General features: G+C 68.0%; 21 protein-coding genes. 9 read left to right on the forward strand and 12 right to left on the reverse strand.

All coding sequences use genetic code 11. The features are described from left to right. Position 1: 1 nt before the first annotated feature. From aroE to AC1DOM_RS01285, 7 genes are all read right to left on the reverse strand, one after another. Positions 2–847 carry a shikimate dehydrogenase gene (aroE, locus tag AC1DOM_RS01255; protein ID WP_498959432.1) on the reverse strand — a complete coding sequence of 282 codons (846 nt, stop codon included), beginning with the start codon at positions 845–847 and terminating at the stop codon, positions 2–4. A 141-nt stretch (positions 848–988) separates the two neighbouring features. Further along, positions 989–1,978 carry a porphobilinogen synthase gene (hemB, locus tag AC1DOM_RS01260; RefSeq protein WP_498959433.1) on the reverse strand — a complete coding sequence of 330 codons (990 nt, stop codon included), beginning with the start codon at positions 1,976–1,978 and terminating at the stop codon, positions 989–991. Positions 1,979–2,055: 77 nt separating this feature from the next. Then, complete coding sequence (locus tag AC1DOM_RS01265; protein ID WP_498959435.1) at positions 2,056–3,642, reverse strand: PA domain-containing protein; 1,587 nt, start codon at positions 3,640–3,642, stop codon at positions 2,056–2,058. Next, positions 3,635–3,979 (reverse strand): hypothetical protein, encoded by a 345-nt coding sequence (locus AC1DOM_RS01270; RefSeq protein ID WP_498959437.1) that lies wholly within the window; start codon positions 3,977–3,979, stop codon positions 3,635–3,637. The genes AC1DOM_RS01265 and AC1DOM_RS01270 overlap by 8 nt, the downstream gene beginning before the upstream one ends. Positions 3,980–4,312: 333 nt before the next feature. Next, complete coding sequence (locus AC1DOM_RS01275; protein WP_498959439.1) at positions 4,313–4,561, reverse strand: hypothetical protein; 249 nt, start codon at positions 4,559–4,561, stop codon at positions 4,313–4,315. A gap of 16 nt (positions 4,562–4,577) precedes the next feature. Beyond that, positions 4,578–5,540 (reverse strand): chorismate transformation FkbO/Hyg5 family protein, encoded by a 963-nt coding sequence (locus AC1DOM_RS01280; protein WP_498960189.1) that lies wholly within the window; start codon positions 5,538–5,540, stop codon positions 4,578–4,580. A gap of 32 nt (positions 5,541–5,572) precedes the next feature. Continuing rightward, positions 5,573–6,943, reverse strand: coding sequence for an NAD(P)/FAD-dependent oxidoreductase (locus tag AC1DOM_RS01285; protein WP_498959441.1), 1,371 nt, complete (start codon positions 6,941–6,943; stop codon positions 5,573–5,575). Between the two features lie 108 nt (positions 6,944–7,051). Between AC1DOM_RS01285 and AC1DOM_RS01290 the strand changes: the two genes are divergently transcribed. The 9 genes from AC1DOM_RS01290 (at position 7,052) to AC1DOM_RS01330 (ending at position 14,160) form a co-directional block, all read left to right on the forward strand. After that, positions 7,052–7,324 (forward strand): phosphopantetheine-binding protein, encoded by a 273-nt coding sequence (locus AC1DOM_RS01290; protein WP_498959442.1) that lies wholly within the window; start codon positions 7,052–7,054, stop codon positions 7,322–7,324. Further along, positions 7,321–8,028 (forward strand): COG4648 family protein, encoded by a 708-nt coding sequence (locus tag AC1DOM_RS01295; RefSeq protein WP_498959444.1) that lies wholly within the window; start codon positions 7,321–7,323, stop codon positions 8,026–8,028. Before AC1DOM_RS01290 ends, AC1DOM_RS01295 begins: the two co-directional genes overlap by 4 nt. Positions 8,029–8,114: 86 nt before the next feature. Further along, a complete protein-coding gene (locus AC1DOM_RS01300) occupies positions 8,115–8,393 on the forward strand; it encodes an ApeI family dehydratase (protein WP_498959446.1) in 279 nt (92 codons plus the stop codon). After that, positions 8,390–9,415: a lysophospholipid acyltransferase family protein gene (locus tag AC1DOM_RS01305; protein WP_498959448.1), complete on the forward strand. Its 1,026-nt coding sequence runs from the start codon at positions 8,390–8,392 to the stop codon at positions 9,413–9,415. The genes AC1DOM_RS01300 and AC1DOM_RS01305 overlap by 4 nt, the downstream gene beginning before the upstream one ends. After that, a complete protein-coding gene (locus AC1DOM_RS01310) occupies positions 9,318–9,989 on the forward strand; it encodes a LolA-related protein (RefSeq protein ID WP_498959452.1) in 672 nt (223 codons plus the stop codon). Before AC1DOM_RS01305 ends, AC1DOM_RS01310 begins: the two co-directional genes overlap by 98 nt. Then, positions 9,986–12,325 (forward strand): MMPL family transporter, encoded by a 2,340-nt coding sequence (locus tag AC1DOM_RS01315; RefSeq protein WP_498959455.1) that lies wholly within the window; start codon positions 9,986–9,988, stop codon positions 12,323–12,325. Before AC1DOM_RS01310 ends, AC1DOM_RS01315 begins: the two co-directional genes overlap by 4 nt. Continuing rightward, complete coding sequence (locus tag AC1DOM_RS01320; RefSeq protein ID WP_498959457.1) at positions 12,322–12,765, forward strand: hotdog family protein; 444 nt, start codon at positions 12,322–12,324, stop codon at positions 12,763–12,765. Before AC1DOM_RS01315 ends, AC1DOM_RS01320 begins: the two co-directional genes overlap by 4 nt. Continuing rightward, positions 12,762–13,487: a 3-oxoacyl-ACP reductase FabG gene (gene fabG, locus AC1DOM_RS01325; protein ID WP_498959459.1), complete on the forward strand. Its 726-nt coding sequence runs from the start codon at positions 12,762–12,764 to the stop codon at positions 13,485–13,487. The genes AC1DOM_RS01320 and fabG overlap by 4 nt, the downstream gene beginning before the upstream one ends. Positions 13,488–13,551: 64 nt before the next feature. Beyond that, entirely contained in the window at positions 13,552–14,160 is a 609-nt protein-coding gene (locus AC1DOM_RS01330; protein ID WP_498959461.1) for a hypothetical protein, read from the forward strand. Between the two features lie 3 nt (positions 14,161–14,163). On the opposite strand, the gene AC1DOM_RS01335 is transcribed toward AC1DOM_RS01330, so the two are convergent. Genes AC1DOM_RS01335 through AC1DOM_RS01355 form a run of 5 tightly spaced genes read right to left on the reverse strand, consistent with a single transcriptional unit; the run spans position 14,164 to position 19,907 of the window. Beyond that, positions 14,164–15,399 (reverse strand): cation:proton antiporter, encoded by a 1,236-nt coding sequence (locus AC1DOM_RS01335; RefSeq protein WP_498960191.1) that lies wholly within the window; start codon positions 15,397–15,399, stop codon positions 14,164–14,166. A gap of 8 nt (positions 15,400–15,407) precedes the next feature. Next, on the reverse strand, positions 15,408–17,075 hold the full coding sequence (locus AC1DOM_RS01340) for an NAD(P)/FAD-dependent oxidoreductase (RefSeq protein ID WP_498959463.1): 1,668 nt from the start codon (positions 17,073–17,075) through the stop codon (positions 15,408–15,410). Beyond that, complete coding sequence (locus AC1DOM_RS01345; protein WP_498959465.1) at positions 17,072–17,914, reverse strand: glycosyltransferase family 2 protein; 843 nt, start codon at positions 17,912–17,914, stop codon at positions 17,072–17,074. Before AC1DOM_RS01345 ends, AC1DOM_RS01340 begins: the two co-directional genes overlap by 4 nt. Further along, positions 17,911–18,690: a beta-ketoacyl synthase chain length factor gene (locus tag AC1DOM_RS01350; protein WP_498959467.1), complete on the reverse strand. Its 780-nt coding sequence runs from the start codon at positions 18,688–18,690 to the stop codon at positions 17,911–17,913. The genes AC1DOM_RS01345 and AC1DOM_RS01350 overlap by 4 nt, the downstream gene beginning before the upstream one ends. Then, positions 18,687–19,907 carry a beta-ketoacyl-[acyl-carrier-protein] synthase family protein gene (locus AC1DOM_RS01355; RefSeq protein WP_498960193.1) on the reverse strand — a complete coding sequence of 407 codons (1,221 nt, stop codon included), beginning with the start codon at positions 19,905–19,907 and terminating at the stop codon, positions 18,687–18,689. The genes AC1DOM_RS01350 and AC1DOM_RS01355 overlap by 4 nt, the downstream gene beginning before the upstream one ends. Between the last annotated feature and the right edge of the window lie 50 nt (positions 19,908–19,957).

A 19,957-nucleotide genomic window follows, 5' to 3' on the forward strand; every position in this document is an offset into this window, starting at 1 on the left:
CTCAATCCGCCGTCACCAACGCGTCGTGATGCGACAGGAGCATCTCGTACACCGCGTCGGTTTCCGGCCGCACGCCGTGCCAGCGCGCGAAGCTCTCCGCCGCCTGTTCCACCAGCATGCCGAGCCCATCGACAACGTCGTGGCAGCCAGCGGCGCGCGCCCAGGCGAGGAAGGGAATCGCGGCTTCGCCGTAATTCAAATCCACCGCCGCGCATCGACGGCCGACGATGCTGCGCGGAAGCGCCGGGATCTGCCCGTCGCGCGCGGCGGACGTGGCATTGATGATCAGGTCGAACTCGCCGTAGGAGGCCAGATCGTTGAGATAGCGCGGATGCACGCGGCCCGGTTCGCCGAGCGCATCGGCGAGTGCGTCGCTGCGTTGCGGCGTGCGATTGACGATGTACATCTCGCCGATGCCCGCATCGAGCAAGGCCGGCGCGACGCCGCGTGCCGCGCCGCCGGCGCCGAGCAACAAGGTGCGTCGTGCGCGAAGGTCGAGTGCGTGGCGATCGGTGAGGTCGCGGACCAGGCCCGCGCCGTCGGTGTTGTCGCCGTGCCAGGTGTCGCCGTTGCGCACGAGCGTGTTCACCGCGCCGGCGCGGCGTGCGCGTTCGGTGAGGTCGTCGCAGAGGGAGAAGGCCACCTGTTTCAGCGGCAGCGTCACGTTCGCGCCGACGCCGCCCATGGCGATGAAGTCCGACAGCGCGTGCACGAACTGGCCGGGCTCGGCATCGATCGCGCGGTAGTCGACCGGGATGCCGGTCTGTTTGCCGAAGGCCGCATGGATCTTCGGCGAAAGCGAGTGCGCGACCGGGTGGCCGAACACCGCGAAGTGCTTGCTCATCACGGAATCCCTCGAAAGGCGCCCCGCCTTTGCCGGTCGGCTGTCCCGATCAACGGGGGCCCGGCCGGCACGCGGCCAACCCTGGACGCGTGGGCCGAAGATCGCACAAGCCGCATTCAGATCGCGTCACGGATGGGCTGGGCCTCAGGCCTCGCGCAGCCACCGCGCCGCATCCAGGGCGAAGTAGGTCAGCACCCCGTCGGCGCCGGCGCGCTTGATGGAGGTGAGCGCTTCCAGCACGCAGCCGCGCTCGTCCAACCAGCCGTTGCCGATCGCCGCGCGCAACATCGCGTACTCGCCGCTCACCTGGTAGACGAAGGTCGGCACGCCGAATTCGTCCTTCACCCGGCGGACGATGTCGAGGTAGGGCAGGCCGGGCTTCACCATGACCATGTCCGCGCCTTCGTCCAGGTCGAGCGCGACTTCGCGCAGCGCCTCGTCGCTGTTGGCCGGATCCATCTGGTAGGTGAACTTGTTGCCCTTGCCGAGCGCGCCGGCCGAACCGACCGCGTCGCGGAACGGGCCGTAGAAACTCGAGGCGTACTTCGCGCTGTAGGCGAGGATGCGCGTGTGGAGGTGCCCGTCCATTTCCAGCGCGCCGCGAATGGCGCCGATGCGGCCGTCCATCATGTCCGACGGCGCCACGACGTCCGCGCCCGCGCGCGCATGCGACAGCGCCTGCTTCACCAGCGCTTCGACGGTGTCGTCGTTGACGACGTATCCGCTCTCGTCGACCAGGCCGTCTTGCCCGTGCGAGGTGTAGGGATCGAGCGCGACATCGGTGATGACGCCGAGCTCGGGGAAACGCTCCTTCAGCGCGCGCACCGCGCGTTGCACCAGGCCTTCGTCGTCCCACGCCGCCGCCGCATCGAGCGACTTGGCTTCCGGCGCGGTGACGGGGAACAGAGCGAGCGCGGGAATGCGCAAGGTGCTCGCGTCTTCGGCCACGCGCAGCAGCTCGTCGATCGAAACGCGCTCGATGCCCGGCATCGATGCGACGGCGGCGCGGCCTTTCAATTCATGGACGAAGACCGGATAGATCAGGTCGTTCGTGGTGAGGACATGCTCGCGCATCAGGCGGCGCGAGAACTCGTCGCGACGCATGCGCCGCGGGCGGACGAAGGGGTAGGTCATGGGGGCGCATGATACCTCCCCGAAAAAAAGCCGGCGCCCGAAGGCGCCGGCCAGGTTGGAACAGCGTGTTGCCCGGATCAGTTCTTCGGCAGGCCGCTGATCTTGCCGGCGCACGACATGATCTTGCCGCCCTGGCGTCCGGAGACGAGCCCCGAGGCGACCAGGCCGTCGCGATACGACTCCATGCGGGCCATGTACGCGGTCTTGGTGGCCGAGGTCCTGGCGATCATGTTGCTGGTCGCCACGACGTTCGCGCCCACGATCAGGCCCGCGTCGGTGATGACCTTCACTTCCGTGTTGCAGCCGTTGATCTGCGCGGTACCGGTGTTGAGGCGCCAGCCGGTGTCCTTCAGCAGGTTGGCCGAGTTGTCCACGATGAGCGCGGCGTTCAGCGAATCGTTGATGGCAGGTTCCATCAGCGCATTCGGCGAGAGTGCCGTGTCGTAGTGCGAGCCCGACGAGCCAGGCGCAACCGGGTTCGGCATGTACAGGCGCGGACGGCCCTGGTTGTCGGCACCCTGCAGCAGCGTGTTGTCGACGGCGAAGCCCACGGTCAGCGGTGCGTTGCCCTTCAGCAGCGCGCCGTCGGACTGCGTGACGCTGATCGTCGGGATGGTGACCGTCGGATCGCTACCGCCCAGGCCCGGCGGCGGATTGCCGGGTGCGTTGTTGGCGACGATCAGACCGATCGCGCCCGCGGCCTGCGCGTTCGCGGCCTTCACCACGAAACCGCACGTGCCGCGATCGACGATCGCGATCTTCCCGGTGACATCGGCGGCATTGGTGAACGCCGTGCAGCCGTCGGTCGTGTTCGGGCCCGCATCGAGCCCCACGATCGCCGTGCCAGCGAAGTTCGCCGGCGTGGGCGCCGCGCCGAAGCTGGCGGTGCCGTACTCGTAGAAGCCTGCGACGGCGGCCGGCGCGGTGACGCGGAAGCCCGTGCGCGGGCCGAGGGTCAGCGCAGCGCCGACCTTCGCATTCGCACCGGTGAACACCACGTTGCCGTAGTTGATCGCCGAGGCCTGGCGTTGCGAGACCGACATGTCCGACCAGAACAGGTTCTGCGTATTGTCGTAGGTGAAGCGCGAATAGATGTCCGGGATGCCCGACTGGAACTGGCCCGTCGCTTCGCTTTCGAAGTTCTGGAAGCCCAGGCCGTGGCCGAACTCGTGCATCACCACGTCGAGGAAGCTGAGCTTGCCGGCCGGCGTGTTGCCGTCGAAGCCGTAGTAGAAATCGAAGTCCGAACTGAACTGCGAGAAGATGTCGATGTCGCCTTCGGTCAGGTCCGCACCGACCAGCGATTCGGCGAGCGCAGCGCTGTACCAGGTGTTGGGAACCGAGCCCGGGAAGTCGCTGAAGATGTAGGTCGCGCCGGCCGAACCGAGCACGTTCGCACCGAGCGGGTTGAACTGCGCGCCGACATACACCGGCTCGTTGCTCACCAGGATCGTGCCCCACAGGTCGGCCGCGAACTGCGCGACGAGTTGACGCTGCTGGCCGCGCGTGACGCCCGGGTTGCCCCCTTCGGGAGAAACGGCGGCGGGGTCGTTGTAACCCTCGTTGGCATCGTCGAAGTTGACCGGGATGATCTCGCCGGCGTGGACCATGCCGGTGAGCGCGACGCCGACTGCGACGGCGAGGGAAAGAATGGACTTATTCATTGGGCAGGGCCTCCGTCTTGGTGGCGGGGGCTGCTTGCGTGCCGTCGGATTCGAGCACGCGCAGGTTGCCGTTGGCGTCGCGCTCGACGCTCAACGTCGACCAGAGTTCTTCGGGCACGCGCACTGCGATCGCGCCGCCGGCCTTGCGCACTTTCGTCGCGTCGGCTTGCGACATCGTGCGCGGTTGCGTGGCCTTGAACGAATGACGCTTGGCTTTCATCGACTCGGCCTTGGCCGCGTGTTGCTGGAGCTTCGAATCGGGTTGCGCCGCCTGCGCCGCTGCGGCTGCGCCGACCAGCACGATGCTGGCCAACACGATGGTTGCCTTACCTTTCATTTGGGGGACCCCTCTCATTCGTCCTGAATTGCGACAGTCGCGCCGCCGGCGGAACGGGATGCCGGAGACAATTCCGAAACTTCGGAGACCCGTCGAAGCTGTCGCTGGAGCGACGGGCCGAGGCGAGAATGCGCGCGGGCGCAGAGCGGCCACATGTCGCGGTGCAGCACGCCGCGAGGGCCCTTCAGGTGCAGTGGATGAGGCACGGCGCGCCTCACAGACCGCACATCACATGGGCCTAACGCTTGCGGGCCGACGAGTGGTCACGTTCGTGGGACGAACGGGCGATTTGTAAATCGGGTATTCCCCATTCAGGGGATCAATTCTCACGAATCAAATGATTCCGCCGCCGAGATGCAGGCGGATCACGGCAACCACGATCACGATCCCGTTGAGGATCAGCCCCGCCTTGGCACGGCCGTTGCCGCCCTTGCCGCTGAGCATCACGCCGATCGCGCCGATCACCGCGCCGACGGCGGCCAAGGGAATCACGAGCCAGTTGGCGATGCCGATCAAGGGGATGAGCGCGATGCACATGAACAGCAACGCGAAGATGCCCCACACCAGGCTGATCAAACCCATTGTCCGCTCCGTGGCGTCACAGGACGCCGTCGATTTCCACGCGCAATTCCCGGCGGCACACCGACGCATGCAACAGCACGCGCGGCACCGACGGATCCAGGTGCGCAGCCAGCGCCTGCGCGATGCGCGGCAGCGCGGCGCTGTCGCGCACGTACACTTTCAAACGCGACTCCGGCCCGAAATGCGCCGGCAAATCCGGCCGCACCGCGCGCGAGGCGGCGATGAGGCTTTCGAAATTCGCGAAGGTTTCGGCCAGCTGCGATTCGATGCAATCGTGGTGGCGCGATTCGTGGCCCACGACACTCGCCGTGCCCGAGAGCAGCAAGGGCATGCCCGAAGCGGGCGGCACCATCGCACGGGCGAAACTCGGCGGCTGCGGGCCGTATTGGCGCGGATAGCGATACGCGCTCACCTGGCGCGGATTCTCCACCGGCGTGCCCGGCACGCGCGAAGCGAGCCAATAGACCTGCAAGGTCCGCACGCCGTCGCAACGGCCGATCGCGGTCGCCGCAGGCAGCGTGCCGGTCGTGATGTCGCCCAAACCCGCTGCGCGACCCACGCAGAAACGGCGATAGCGCTCCTGGTCGCCCTCGCCTTCGGTGATCGCATCCAGATAGTTCCAGCTGCGCAGCAAGTGCGGAAACCCGCGCGCACGCACGAAGGCGGAGAGGTTCGCGTAGGCCCGTGCGCTCGCTGCTTCCAGCCCGCCGTCGCCTTCCGGGATTTCGATCCAGCCGAACTGCAGCGACCCGGATTCGGCGAACCGCAGCGCGCCCTGTTGCCCGGCAAGCACCGGACCGGGCGTGCGCCACACTTCGAACGGCGCGGCGCCATGCGGCTGCAAGGGCACGCGCAGGTAGCGCGGGTCTTCATGCGATGGCACGTCGCTGCCGAAACCGAACACGGCGAGCGTATCGGGCTGCGCCAGCAGGGCGTCCAGCGACGCGGCGCTCGCCTCGTCCACGTAGTCCACGCGCATCTGCGGCGCGTGCGGCAGGGGCCGGACTGCGCTCACGGATTGCCCGACTGCAGCGTGTCGCCGCTGACCGCGACGTTGACCTGGCGGCGGCGGTTGAGCCAGCCACGGAAGGCTTGGGGCGCGAGCTGCAAGGCCGTGAAGGCGTAGATCGCGCGGAAGATGCGCAGGCGCCTCAGCACCTTGCGGTTGTCGAACACGTCGCCGGCCAGCATCGAAATCACCGCCTGTTCCACCTGCCAGACATTGCGCGGATTGTTGAACAGGTGGCGCATGACCGGCGTGTTGAAGCGGTAGATGAACCACTGGAAGTGCTTCAGGCCGCGCTTGAGGCGTTCCACCATCGCGCCCTGCAGCGCGGCTTCGCGCGCAGGCTCGCGCAGCGCGCCGTCGACCACTTCGGCCGCCATCTCGGCGCTGTTCATCCCCAGGTACACGCCCGAGGAGAACACCGGATCGACGAAGGCATAGGCATCGCCGACCATCACCCAACCCGGGCCGGTCATGCGCGTGCACGTGTACGAATAGTTGCCGGTGACGTGCACGGGCGCGACGCGTTGCGCGTTGTCCATGCGATTCCACGCCGAGGGCTCGGATTGCAGCGTGCGCATGAGGAAGTCTTCGTTCTCCCCACGGCGCGTCTTGAGATATTCGGGGAAACACACCGCGCCGATGCTCATCACATCGCCCTGCAACGGGATCAGCCACATCCAGCCGTGTTCGAAACGCTGCACGGTGATGTTGCCGGCGTCTTCGCCCGGCCGGCGCGCCACGCCGGTGAAATGGCTGAAGATCGCCGCCGACTGGTGCAGCGGGTTCTTCTTCTTCAGCTTGAGCTGTGCGCCGATGAGCGTGTCGCGGCCGCTCGCATCGACGAGGTAACGCATGCGCACGCGCAATGCCTTGCCGTCGGCGTCGGTGGCGAAGGCTTCTTCCGGGCGGCCGTCCTTGCCGAAGGCGATGCGATCGACCTTCACGCGTTCGCGCGCGTCGACGCCGTTGGCCTTCGCGTGTTCGAACAGCAGCTGGTCGAACTCTTCGCGCTTGACCTGGTAGGCGTAACCGAACTTCGCATCGATCGCGCGTTCGAAGCGGAAGGTGTTGAAATTGACGTCGTCGACCGGGAATTCGGCGCCCGGCTTGAACGTGCCGATCGCGCGCACCTGGTCGAGCACGCCGAGGCGCTCGAGGATCGGCAGGTTCATCGGCAACAGCGATTCGCCGATGTGGAAGCGCGGATGGCTCGACTTCTCCAGCAGCAACACGCGATACCCGCGGCGCGCCAGGTGGGTGGCGGCGGTGGTGCCCGCGGGCCCGCCGCCGACCACGAGCACGTCGACCTCATGGATGTCCGCTTCGATCGTCTTCACGGGGGCATCGGGTGCTGCGAGGGTGTCGATCGTCATGCAATCGGTCGGCGTGAAGAAGTGCGGACCGCATCATAACGCGGCGTCCGGCCGCCAAGCCCCGCCGCGCGGCTAGAATGCAGCCATCCCAGCATTCCGGAACACCCGATGTCCCAGCTCAGCCCCGCCGAAGCCGACCTTGCCAAGTTGCTGGTCGAAAGCCTGAACCTGGAAGGCGTCGACGCCGCGCAGATCGATCCGGACGCGCCGCTGTTCAACGACGGCCTGGGGCTGGATTCGATCGATGCGCTGGAGCTCTCGCTCGCCATCTCCAAGCAGTACGGCTTCCAGCTGCGTTCGGACAACGACGCCAATCGCCGCATCTTCGCTTCGCTGCGCGCGTTGTCGGCGCACGTCGAACAACACCGCACCACCGCTTGAACGCAACGCCGCTGGCGCGGCTGGCGCTGGCGCTGGCCTATCCCGTGCTCGCCCACCTGGCGAGCCTGCGCGACGATCCCGTGCTCGCCGCCGCCGCGCTCGGCGACCTGGCCGTGTTCGTCTTGCTCGATCCGCTGCTGCATCGGCGCGCGTGGGCGTGGCTCGTGTTGCTCGCCACCGGTGTTGGCCTGGTGACCCTCGCGCACTCGCCGCACCTGCACCTGATCCTGCTGCTCGTGCCCGCGGCCTTCGTCGCGCTCGTGGCGTGGACCTTCGGCCGCACGCTGCGGGAGGGCCACGTGCCGTTGATCACGCGCATGGTGTCGGCGATCGACGGCGTGCCGCTCGCGCAACTGGCGCCGGACCTGCTCGCGTATGCGCGCGCGCTCACCGCCACGTGGGCCGCCGTGCTTTCGGGCCTGGCCGTCTGCAACTTCCTGCTCGCGCTGATCGCCGTGCCCGGTGGCCTGCTGCACAGCCTGGGCGTCGCTTCGCCGGTCTCCGTGTCCGAGAGCGCGTGGTCGTGGTTCGCAAACCTCCTCAATTACGGGCTGGTCGGCGGGCTGTTCGTAGGCGAATATTTCTACCGCGTGCGGCGCTTCCCTGGGCGCTACACGAGCTTCTTCGATTTCGTGCGCAAGATGGCCGGGTTGGGGCCCACCGTCTGGCGCGGGCTGCTGCGGGACGAGCCCGGTCGAAGCTGAACAAGTCAGGGACCGCCGCGGCAGGGGGCCGCGTTGCATAATCCGCGCGCGCATCAGGCGCTCGCCGATGTTTGAATGAATTCGCCATGCAGTTCTTCGTGCCATCGGATCATCCCAGCCTGCCCGGGCATTTCCCGGGTCGTCCCGTCGTTCCCGGCGTGGTTGTGCTCGACCGCGTGCTCGACGCGATCGAAGCGCGCCACGGCGCGCTCGGCAACCTGCGTTTGCCGCAAGTGAAATTCGTGCAGCCCTTGTTGCCGGATCAGCACGCGGAAGTCGTGCTTGAAGGCGACGACGGTCGCTGGCGCTTCCGCGTCGTGCGCGACGGCCAGCCGATCGCCAGCGGCGAAGTGGTGCGCGCATGACGCATTCCAACGAACCCGCCCACTGGAAGCAGCGCCCCGAAGGCGGCAACCGGTTCGCGATCCTGCTGATCCGCAGCATCGCGCGGCGCGGCGGGCGCGTGATCGCGCGCCTGTGCCTGTATCCGATCGTCCTGTATTTCCTCGCCTCGCGCGGGCCGGAGCGTCGCGCGTCGCGCGCTTACCTGGAACGCGTGCTGCAAAAACCGGCGACGCTGCTCGGCGTGTGGCGCCACATCCATACGTTTGCCGCGACGATCCTCGATCGCGTGTTCCTCCTCGGCGAAGACCTGCGGCGTTTCGACGTGCGCGTGCATGGCCTGGAACACCTCCATCAGACCGTCGACGAGCACGGCGGCGTGCTGCTGTTCGGCTCGCACCTGGGCAGCTTCGAAGTGATGCGCGTGCTCGCGCGCGAACGGCCCGACATTCCCGTGCGCGTGGTGCTCGACAAGGCGCACAACGCGGCGATGACGCAGTTGCTCGATGCGCTGAACCCCGAGATCGCCGCGACGGTGATCGACGCGGGGCAGGATGGGCCGTCGGTCGTGCTCGAAATCCAGCACGCCATCGCCGAAGGCGCGGTCGTCGCCTTGCTCGTCGATCGCACACAACCCGGCGAGCCCGGCTATCCGGTCGAATTCCTCGGCGCGCCCACCCAGATGCCCGGCGCGCCGTGGCTGATCGCCGCGGTGCTGCACGCGCCGGTGGTGCTCGCCTTCGGCCTGTACCGTGGCGGCAACCGCTACGACCTGATGTTCGAGCCGTTCAGCGGCCCTATCAAGGTGGCGCGCAAGGATCGCAGCCACGTGCTGGCCGACATGGCCCGCCGTTACGCCGCGCGCCTGGAACACCATGCACGCAGCGCCCCGTACAACTGGTTCAATTTCTACGATTTCTGGCAAGCGCCCACCGGAGCCCCCGTCGATGACAAGCCGCAAACACGACCGCAGGACGAGAGCGACGCTCGGCCTCGCGCTGCTGGCGGCGATGTGGGCGGCGGCACCATGGGCCGCGCCGCCTGAGCCGAAGCCCGCGGCGGTCGACGCCGGCTGGATCCTCTCGAAACTCGCGCGCCCCGCGCCCACGCAGACCGATTTCGTCGAACTGCGGGGATCGGCGTTGCTGAAGACGCCGCTGCGCATCGAAGGCGAATACCGTCGGCCGACCGAGGACACGCTGGTGCGCGCGGTGCGCGCGCCCTACGCGGAGACGACCACGATCCGCAACGGGCAGGCCACCATCGAACGCAACGGCAAGGCGCGTTCGTTCTCGCTGGCGCGCGCGCCGGAATTGCAGGGCCTGCAGGCGAGCTTCGGCGCGATGCTCGCCGGTGACCGCACGCAACTCGAACGCTATTACACGATCGACGCGAGCGGCACGCGCCAGGCGTGGACCTTGCGGCTGTCGCCGCGCGATCGCGCGCTGGCCGCCAAGGTGCGCGACATCGTGCTGCGCGGCCGCGGTGCGGAACTGCGTTGCATCGAAACGCGCCCGGTGAAGGGTGAGATGCAGCGCACGCTGCTCGCCAGCGCCGCGCGCAACGCGCACGACGCGACCGACGGCGCGGCGCTCGCCGCACTGTGCACCGCGCAATGAGCGATGCCCCGTTGCGGCCGGGCGCGCGCATCGCGCTCGCCGCACTCTGGTTGGCGGTGCTGCTCGTCGCCGGCTGGGGGATCGCGCAACATCTTCAGCTCAGCGGTGATTTGCGCAAGTTCATGCCGAGCGCGCGCACGCCGGAGCAAAGGCTGCTGATCGACGAACTCGGCGAAGGCCCGGGATCGCGACTGTTGCTGGTCACGCTGTCGGGTGTGCCGGATGCGCAGACGCTCGCCGCGCAATCGCGCGCCTTGCGCGCCACGCTTTCGAAGGACGCGCGCTTCACCCTGGTCGCCAATGGCGAAGGCGGGCTCGAAGCGTTTCCCGAACACCTGCGTCCCTACCGTTATCTCCTGTCGCCGACGCTCGACACGCAGCGCTTCGATGCGGCGTATCTGACCGAACAAGTGCAGTCGCGCGTGGCCGATCTCGGTTCGCCCGCCGCCGGCCTTGTCGAGCCGCTGGTAGCGAGCGATCCCACGCTCGAAACGCTCGTGCTCGCCGAAACCTGGGAACCGGCGACCGCGCCGCAACGCATCGAAGGCGTGTGGTTCGATCGCGCAGGCAAGCGCGCACTGCTGGCGATTCAAACGCGCGCCGCGGGTTTCGATCCGACGGGCCAGCGCGACGCGGTCGCTGCCATCGAGTCGGCGTACGCGGCGGCGAAGCACGGCCAGGTGGGCGCCTTGTCGATGACCGGCCCCGGTGCCTTCTCTGTCGAAATCGGCGGACGCACGCAGAATGAAGCCAACTGGATCGGCATGGTCGATTCGCTTGGCCTGCTGGTGCTGTTGTTCGTCGCGTATCGCAACTGGAAGATCCCGGTGCTCGGCGCGTTGCCGCTTGCGAGCGCGGGTCTCGCGGGCCTGGGGGCAGTTGCGTTGATGTTCGATGGCGTGCACGGCATCACCGTCGCATTCGGCTTCACGTTGATCGGCGTGGCGCAGGATTATCCGATCCACTTCTTCAGCCACCAGCGCACGGGCGTGAAGCCGTATGCGAGCGTGCGCGCGCTGTGGCCGACGCTGGCGACGGGCGTGGTGTCCACGTGCATCGCGTACGCGACCTTCTTCGTCTCCGGCGTCGACGGGCTGGAGCAACTCGCGGTGTTCACCATCGTCGGGCTGGGAACCGCGGCGGCGACGACGCGCTTGCTGTTGCCGGCGCTCGTGGATCCCGATCTGCGCGATCCCGCGCAATCGGCGCTCCTCGAACGTCTGCGCGCATGGGTCGCACGACTGCCGCAACCGCGCATCGCGATCGTCGTGCTCGCACTCGCGGCGGCGGGCATCGCGGCCTTCGCGCCCGGCCCGTTCTGGCAGAACGATCTTTCGCGCCTCACGCCGGTGCCGGCCGACGCACTCGCGCGCGATGCGCAAGTACGCCAGGAGCTCGGCGCGCCGGACGTGCGCTACGTCATCGCGATCCACGGCCGCGATGTGGAAGATGCCTTGCAGCGGAGCGAACGCCTCGGCGCGGCGCTCGAACAGGCGCGCGCGCAACATTGGCTCGCCGGTTTCGAACACGCGGCGCAATATCTGCCGAGCGCGCGAACGCAACAGGCACGCCAGGCGAAGTTGCCGGCGCCGCAAGTCCTGCGCACCGCGCTCGACACCGCGGTGGCCGCGTCCCCCTTCCGCACCGACGTGTTCGAACCCTTCCTCGCCGATGTCGAAACCGCGCGTCGTGCACGACCGCTGGTGCCGGCCGACCTCGCCGGCACGCCGCTGAAGATCCGCATCGATGGCCTGCTGCGCGAACGCAAAGGCCACGCGACCGCGCTGGTGTCGCTCATCGGGCTCGACGCGCCGGACCAAGTCGCCGCGCTCGCGCAGCGCGAAGGCGCGCAACTCGTCGACCTGAAAGCCGCATCCGAATCGCTGGTCGTCGCGTATCGCGAACGCGTGCTCTGGGCCCTGGGGCTGGCGGCCGTGTTGTTGATCGTCGCCGTGCGCGTCGCGCTGGGCTCCTGGCACCGCGCGTGGCGCGTGCTCGCGCCGATGGCGGTCACCACGCTGGTGATCCTCGCCGCGCTGCGCATCGCGGGCGTCGAGCTCACGCTGTTCCACCTGGTCGCCCTGATCCTCGCCGCGGGCCTGGGCCTGGACTACGCGCTGTTCTTCGAACACGCCGGCGACGATCGCGAAGAACAATTGCGCACTCTGCATGCGCTCCTGGTGTGCAGTGCGATGACGTTGTTGGTGTTCGCCTTGCTCGGGCTGTCGTCGATTCCCGTGTTGCGCGCGATCGGCGTGACGGTGACGCTGGGTGTCGTGTCGAACTTCGTGCTCGGCCTGCTGATCGCGCGCCATCCGCACCGGGAGGACGCATGATCGATCGCGCCACCATCGAATCGCTCGTGCCGCACGCAGGTGCGATGTGCCTGTGGGACGAAGTGGTCTCGTGGGACGCGCAACGCATCACCCTGCGCAGCCACGGGCACCGCGATCCGGCGCATCCCCTGCGCAGTCACGAACAACTGCGCGCCATCCATCTCTGCGAGTACGGCGCCCAGGCCATGGCGGTCCATGGTGGCCTGATCGCGCGCGAACGCGGCGGATCGGCGCCGCCGGGGATGCTCGTGGCCCTGCGCGGCGTCGAGCTGCATTGCGCGCGCATCGACGATCTCCAGGGCGCGCTCGAGTGCGAGGCCGAGGCCGTGATCGCCGGCGAGGGCGCGCAGCAGTATCGTTTCACCCTGCGCCACCAGGGCACGGTGCTGGCCGAAGGTCGCGCGGCCGTGATGCTGCAGCCACAGGAGAGATCGGCATGACCCAGCGGCGCGCACTCGTGACCGGCGGCAGCGGCGACATCGGCGGCGCGATCTGCCGGCAACTCGCGGCCGATGGCCTGCACGTCATCGTGCACGCGAACGCGAACATCGCGCGCGCCGAAAGCGTCGTCGGCGAGATCCACGCGGCCGGCGGCAGCGCGCAGGCGGTGGCCTTCGATGTCGCCGATGGCGACGCGACCCGCACCGCCATCGATGCCTTGCTCGCCGACGGCCCGATCCAGGTCGTCGTCAACAACGCCGGCATCCACGACGATGCGCCGATGGCCGGCATGTCGTCCGAGCAATGGAAGCGTGTCGTGGATGTCTCGCTGCATGGCTTCTTCCACGTCACCCAACCTTTGTTGCTCCCGATGGCGCGCACGCGCTGGGGCCGAGTGGTGAGCGTCTCGTCGGTCGCCGCCGTCCTCGGCAACCGGGGCCAGGCGAATTACGCCGCCGCCAAATCCGCGTTGCACGGCGCGAGCAAATCCCTGGCGCGCGAGATGGGCAGCCGCGGCATCACGGTGAATGTCGTCGCCCCCGGTGTCGTGCAGGGCGCGATGGCCGATGCAAGTTTCCCGCCCGAACTGGTGAAGCAGATGGTGCCCGCGGGCCGCGCCGCACGCCCCGATGAAGTCGCCGCGCTCGTGCGCTTCCTGTGCTCGGATGCGGCGAGTTACGTCAACGGCCAGGTGATCGGCGTCGACGGTGGCATGACCTGACGGTTATCCTGCGCGCGCCGGCAGGGGTGCCGGCATCTCACTCAAGTCTCAGGGGAATCACCGAATGATCGTTAAGTTGCGCCTGTTCGCGCTGCTGTCGCTGCTGCTCGCCTCCACGATGGCCATCGCGGCCGAAACCGGCAAGCACGCCGAAAACCAATCGCCCGTTCCGGAAGAAGGCAAGGCGCTCGTCGTCTTCATGCGTTCCTCTTTCGTGGGTTCGGGCATCAGCGCGTCGGTCTACGATGCGCCCGACGCCGAAACCAAGTTCATCGGCATCATCCAGAACAAGCAGAAGGTGGCCTACCAGGCCGAGCCGGGCGTCCACCGCTTCATGGTGATCGCCGAGAACGCCGACTTCGTCGACGCCACGCTCGAAGCCGGCAAGACCTACTACATCCTGGTCAGCCCGCGCATGGGCGCATGGAAGGCACGCTTCTCGCTGCTGCCGATCCATCCGGATGCGAAGGCCGAGTACAGCACGCAGAGCGCCGATTTCAAGAAGTGGATGGCGAACACGAACGTCGTGGAAGCCACCGAATCGAACGTGCGCTGGTACGAGAAGAACAAGGCCAGCATCGAAGAAAAGAAGGCCGACTACCTGAGGAAGTGGACTGTCATGCTGCCGGTCGACAAGGCCGTGCTGACGATCCACCCCGAAGACGGCGTCTGATTCTTACGCACGCGACGACGCCGGGTCGGCAAGACCCGGCGATCGTCCCGCGAACCACGTCAGCAGCGGGCTCGTCATCACCGTGGTCACCAGCGCCATCACGAGCAGCATGGTGAACAGCGACGGCCCGATCAGGCCTGCATCCAGGCCGACCTTCAGCACGATCAGTTCCATCAGGCCGCGCGCGTTCATCAACGCGCCCGTCGCGAAACTTTCGCGCCAGCCGTAACCCGCGACGCGCGCACCGAGCGCACCGCCCGCGATCTTGCCGACGACTGCAGCGAGCAACACCAGCAACAACGCGCCCAGGCCCGTACCGACGAAAGCATCGGCGGTCGTATTCAAACCCGCCAGCGCGAAGAAGATCGGCATCAACAACACGATGGCGATGTATTCCAGCCGCTCGACCAGGCAGCGCAGCAGGCGATCGTCGCGCGGCAAACAGGCACCGAACAGGAAGGCACCGAACACCGCGTGCAAGCCCAGCCATTCGGTGAGCCCCGCGCAACCGAGCGCGCCGAGCAGCAGCGCCGCGAGCAGCATCTGCGAGGGCTCGCCCGAGGGTGCAAAGCGGCGCAGCAACCACGCATAGAACGGGCGCAACCCGCCGAACACGAGCGCCAGCAACGCGAGCATCCCGACCGTCGTGCGCAGCAGCCCCGACGTGCCGCCACCGAGGCCCGCCAGCGCGACGACGACGGCCAGCATCACCCACGCGAAGACGTCCGCGATCGCCGCCGAACTCAGCGCGAGACGACCGATGCGCGTTTGCGTCAGTCCGCGATCCTTGAGGATGCGCGCCATCACCGGGAACGCGGTGATCGACAACGCCGCAGCCATGAACAACGCGAACGGCCAGAAGCCCACGCCGGCCGGCGCGAGCGGATACAAGGCCGGCGAAATGCCGATGCCCGCGCACATCGGCAACAACACGCCGAAGATGCCGACCCAACCGGCCGCCTTGACCTGCGCACGCACGCCTTCGGGCGCGCGCAATTCGACGCCGACGATGAACATGAAGAGCACCAGGCCGACGGTCGACAACGCCGACAATCCGCCGAGCGATTCCTTCGCGAACAATTGCGCGTGGATCTCCGGCGCCAGCGCCCCGAACACGATGGGCCCGAGCAACAGCCCCGCGGCCATTTCGCCGATCACCGCGGGCTGGCCGAAATACTTCAGCACCAGGCCGCAGCCGCGGGCCGCAGCGAGGATGATCACCAGCTGCAGCATCAGCATCGAATGGCTCACGGTGCGAGCGCCGGCGCGGGCGCGTGCATGGGCGCGGCGGCCGCCGTGCGCGCATACCACGCGTCGGCCAGGCACGGCGAAGGCGGACCATCGTCGCGGAAGGCTGCCAGCTGCGCATCCAGCCCGTGATCGTCGATGTCGGCGTGGGTGCGCCGCGCCTCCTCGAGCATCTCCGCCGCCAACCAGCGCATGCGCACGACGTTCGCGCGCAGGCGTGCTTCGAACTGCGCATCGTCGAGCGTGTCGTTGAGCGCGCGATTCATCTCGTGGAACCAGTCGATGCCCCACTGGTTGAGGAAGCGGCGGTCGGGCACGAGCGGCCCGGTGTTGCGCTCGCCCCATTCGCGCAGCAGCGCCTGCATCGACAGATTCAGGTCGCGGCCCTGCATGAACGCATCGCGCAGGCGCCCGAGCAGCGATATCGCCGTGAGCCGGCCCGCGAAGAACACCGGCGCCAGCAGCGCCCAGTAATAGGTGTAGTCCCAGATGACCTTGAGCGGCATGACCTGCGCATCGCCGAACAGGGGGTACTGATCCTGGTAGAGCGTCAGCGTGTTCTCGTAGAAGGACACGTACAACTGTTCGTAGATCGAGGCGTAGGGCGCCACCGGTTGGCCCGCGCGGTCCTTCTCGATCAGGTCGACGATGAAGGTGTTGCTCATCGCGATGAAGTCGCTGCCCGGCGAATAGAACGGATCGAGGAACAGGCCCGCCTCGCCCGTCAGCGCCCAGCGGTCGCCGGAGAACACCTGCTTGCAACCGTAGGAGAAGTGGCGGAAGAACAGGAAGTCCTGCAGCGCGTGTTCGGGCTTGTCGACGGCGCGCGCGACGCCGGGCTGGTGTTCGCGCAGCCAGTCCATCGCCTTGGCGTGCGTGTTCATCGTGTCGAGCGGATGCATCTTCGCGTCGCACACGATGCCCAGCGAATGCGCGTTCGACGCCAGCGGGATCAGCCAGAACCAGTAGCCCGGGCCGCACATGTGGTTGGTCGAGCGCCAGCGCGCCGGCGGATTGCAGCGGGCGAGCCATTGCGGATCGTCGGACCACTGCTGCGGTTCGATGTAACCATCCACGCGCCACCACACGGCGTTCGCGTCGTGGTCGTTGGGCTGCGCGAGGTCGAGCTTGCGCTTGATCAGGCCGGCACGCCCCGCGGCATCGACCACCCAGCGCGCCGAAATCGTGTGCGAAGCGCCGCCGCGGTCGAAACCGACGACGTGCGGCGCGTCGTCCTTCGACAGCTCGATGGTGCGCACCGTCGTGCCGTCGAGGAACTTCGCGCCGAGCGCGCGCGCCTGTTCACCGAGGAAATTCTCGAAGCGGCCGCGGTCGAGCTGCCACGAATGCGTGGGCAGCAATTCGCTCACGCCCAGCTCCGTGCACTGGTCGAGGTCCTCGCGCCCTTCGCTGAAGAAGAACCGGAAGCCGAACTTGCGCAGTTGTTGCGTTTCGAGGTGTTCGCGGAACCCCAGGACGTCGGCGAAGTAGTGCGCGCCGATTTCGACCGTCGATTCGCCGACCTTGAACGCCGCCTCGCGCACCGGATGCGTGCGCCGCTCGAGCACCGTGACCGCCAGCGACGGATCGCGCTGCCGCAACTGGATCGCGAGAGTCAGGCCGGCGAGGCCACCCCCGAGGATGACGACGTCGGCCTGCGCGCTCATGGGCGATCCTGTAAGGAGTGTTCGTGTATGGGTTGCAGGGAGGCGCCCACGGTGCCGAACTCGCCGGTCGGATCATGAATGACCGGTGGGTGCGCGCGGGTGCGGCGATATTCCTCCATCGCGTTGCCGTAGCGCAGGATCTGCCGGGCGACGTGCGAGGTGATGCGCCACAGGTCGCGCAAGGGACGGAAGTGGCTCTTGCGGAACTGCGCGGCGGCGCCGGGGCCCTGGTACCGCGATTCGATGGGCACCGACACCACGCGCACGCCGAGCTGGCGCGCGGCGGAAATCAGGATCTGCGCTTCGAACACGAAGTCTTCGCCGGGAACGTCGTCCAGCGCGCACACATTCGCCGGATAGAAGCGCTGGCCGCTTTGCGTATCGCAGATGCGGTAGCCGCATCCCCACGCGATGCCCCAGTCGCCGAATTCGTTCGCCAGGCGGCGATGCTTGGGCTGCTGCACGCGCTTGCGCACGCGCGAACCGATGATCAGTGCGCCCGGATACAACTGCGCGGCCTCGAGCAGGCGCGGAATGTCGTCGGCGTGGTGCTGGCCATCGCCATCCATCGTCAACACGCCGTCGAAACCACGGCGCAGGGCGTCGGCGAAGCCTTCGCGCAAGGATGCACCCTTGCCGCGGCGTTGTTCGTGGCGAATCAAGGTGATCGGCAGGTCGCGCACGCAGTCGGAGGTGCCGTCGTCGGAGCCGTCGTCGATGACGAGCACGTTCGGGCAATGCGCGAGCGCGCCTTCGACCACTTCGCGGATCCGCAGCGACTCGTTGAGCGCCGGGATGACGATGCAGGTGCGACGCGCGAGATCGGTCATGCCGCTCATGCGATCGCCACCTGCAGCGTGCGCCCGCGTCCGGCGAACAGATGCGCTTCACTCCGCGCACCGGCGAGTGCCTCGAACAAGGGCAGCATCTGCGCCATCGCGTTGCCGCCCGCGACATCGGAAAGACGCGCCGCGTCGGCGGGTCGTTGCCCTTGTTGCAACGTGACTTCGATCCGCGGCGCATCGGCCTTCGGCGTGCGCGACAACACCAATGCGCCGCCCAACAACCCCGCGCTCCTGGCAATCGACGTCAACGGGCCCGTGGCGCCGCCGTCGTAACCGACCAGCAGCACCGCTTCCTCGCCGGCCGCCAATTGCACGAGCGCTTCGATCAGGCCTTCGGCGAAGGTGGCGTCGTAGGCGCTGATCGCCGTGGTCGCTTCGGTGCAGCCCGCGCCGATGGTCCAGTAACCGGCGGCCGCGTTGTGGACCGAGTTGTGGAAGCGCGTCGGCGAGATCGCGCGCGGGTCGGCGGCGAGCGTCGCGCACATGTAATCGGTGATGCCCAGGTCGCCGTGCGTGGAGGCGAACACCGACGGCAGATCGCGCGGGTCGCGACCTGCGGCGGTGCATGCGGCCAGTGCGACCTCGAGCGCGACCGCGACGGTGTCGGGCGCGCGGCGGCGTTCGTTGGGCGCGAGCAATTGCGGCGACGGGCGCGCGGGCGCGCCTTCCGGCATCGCGCCATCGCGCACGTAGGCGCGTGCAGCGCTCCAATCCGGCAGGCCGTTGCTCCAGAAGCCGATGCCTTCGATGGTGGCGGACAAGGGCGTCATGCGGCGAACACCAGCGAACAATTGTTGCCGCCGAAGCCGAAAGAGTTATTCATCGCGTAACGGATCGTGCGTTGTGCATTGTCGAAGCGGATCTGCGCACCGCAGGCGCCATCGCGCTGCTCGCTGTTGAGAATGCCGGGCAGCACGCCATGTTCCAGCGCCAGCAACGCGCACACCGATTCGACGATGCCGGCCGCGCCGAGTGTGTGCCCGGTCCAACCCTTGGTCGAACTGGCGTGCAGCGTGTCGGGGAAGAGGGCGGCGATGGCCTGCGCTTCGATCGTGTCGTTGGCGGGCGTCGCGGTGCCGTGCAGGTTGAGGTAGCCGATGTCGGCCGCCTGCACGCCCGCGCGCGCGAGTGCATCGCCCATCGCCAGGCGCGCGCCCAGGCCTTCGGGATGCGGTGCGGACATGTGGTGCGCATCGCTCGATTCGCCGTAGCCGCGCAGCGACAGACCGGGCGATTCGCCCGCTTCGACGCGTTCGAGCAATGCAAAACCGCCGGCCTCGCCGAGCGACAGCCCGTCGCGCGTGGCATCGAAGGGTTTGCACTTGCCCTGCGAGACCAGGCCCAGCGCGTTGAAGCCGTACAGCACGCTGCCGCACAGGGTGTCGACGCCGCCGACCAGCGCGGCATCGGCCAGGCCCGCCTGGATCAGGCGCGCGGCCTGCGCGAAGACCTTTGCGCTGGAAGAACACGCGGTCGCGACCGTGACGCAGGGCCCTTCGAGCCCGGTTGCATGCGCGATGAAATCGCCGAGCGAATGCGGCGTGTGCACGATCGGGCGCTGCATGTCGCGCGGGAAAGCCGGGCCGGCATCGGTCGTCTCCAGGCGCGCGTAGGCTTCCTCGCTGGCGCCGATGCTGGAGGTGGAGGTGCCGACGACGATCGCGACGCGGTCGGCGCCGAAGCGATCGCGCGCTTCGCGCACCGCATCGAGCATCCCGTCCTGCTGCAGCGCGAGCCAGGCGAGCCGGTTGTTCCGGCATTCCCAATGCGCGAGCGATTCGGGCAGCCCTTCCGTCTCGAGCCCGTCGACGCGGCCGATCCAGCAGTCCAGGCGGTCTTCGCCGCCGAAATCATTGGGACGCAAGCCGCCGCGCCGGTCCCGGAGCGCATTCAGTTGTGCATCGCGCCCGCGGCCCAATGCGGTGGTCGCGGTGTAGCGACGGATCGCAAGGGGCGGAACGGTCGTGTCGGGCGAGCCTGGTGGCAGGGAAGACAAATGCAAACAAGGCTCCGGAATGCGGGTTCATCGAAAGACGG

The organism is Lysobacter sp. P5_B12 (assembly GCF_056400425.1).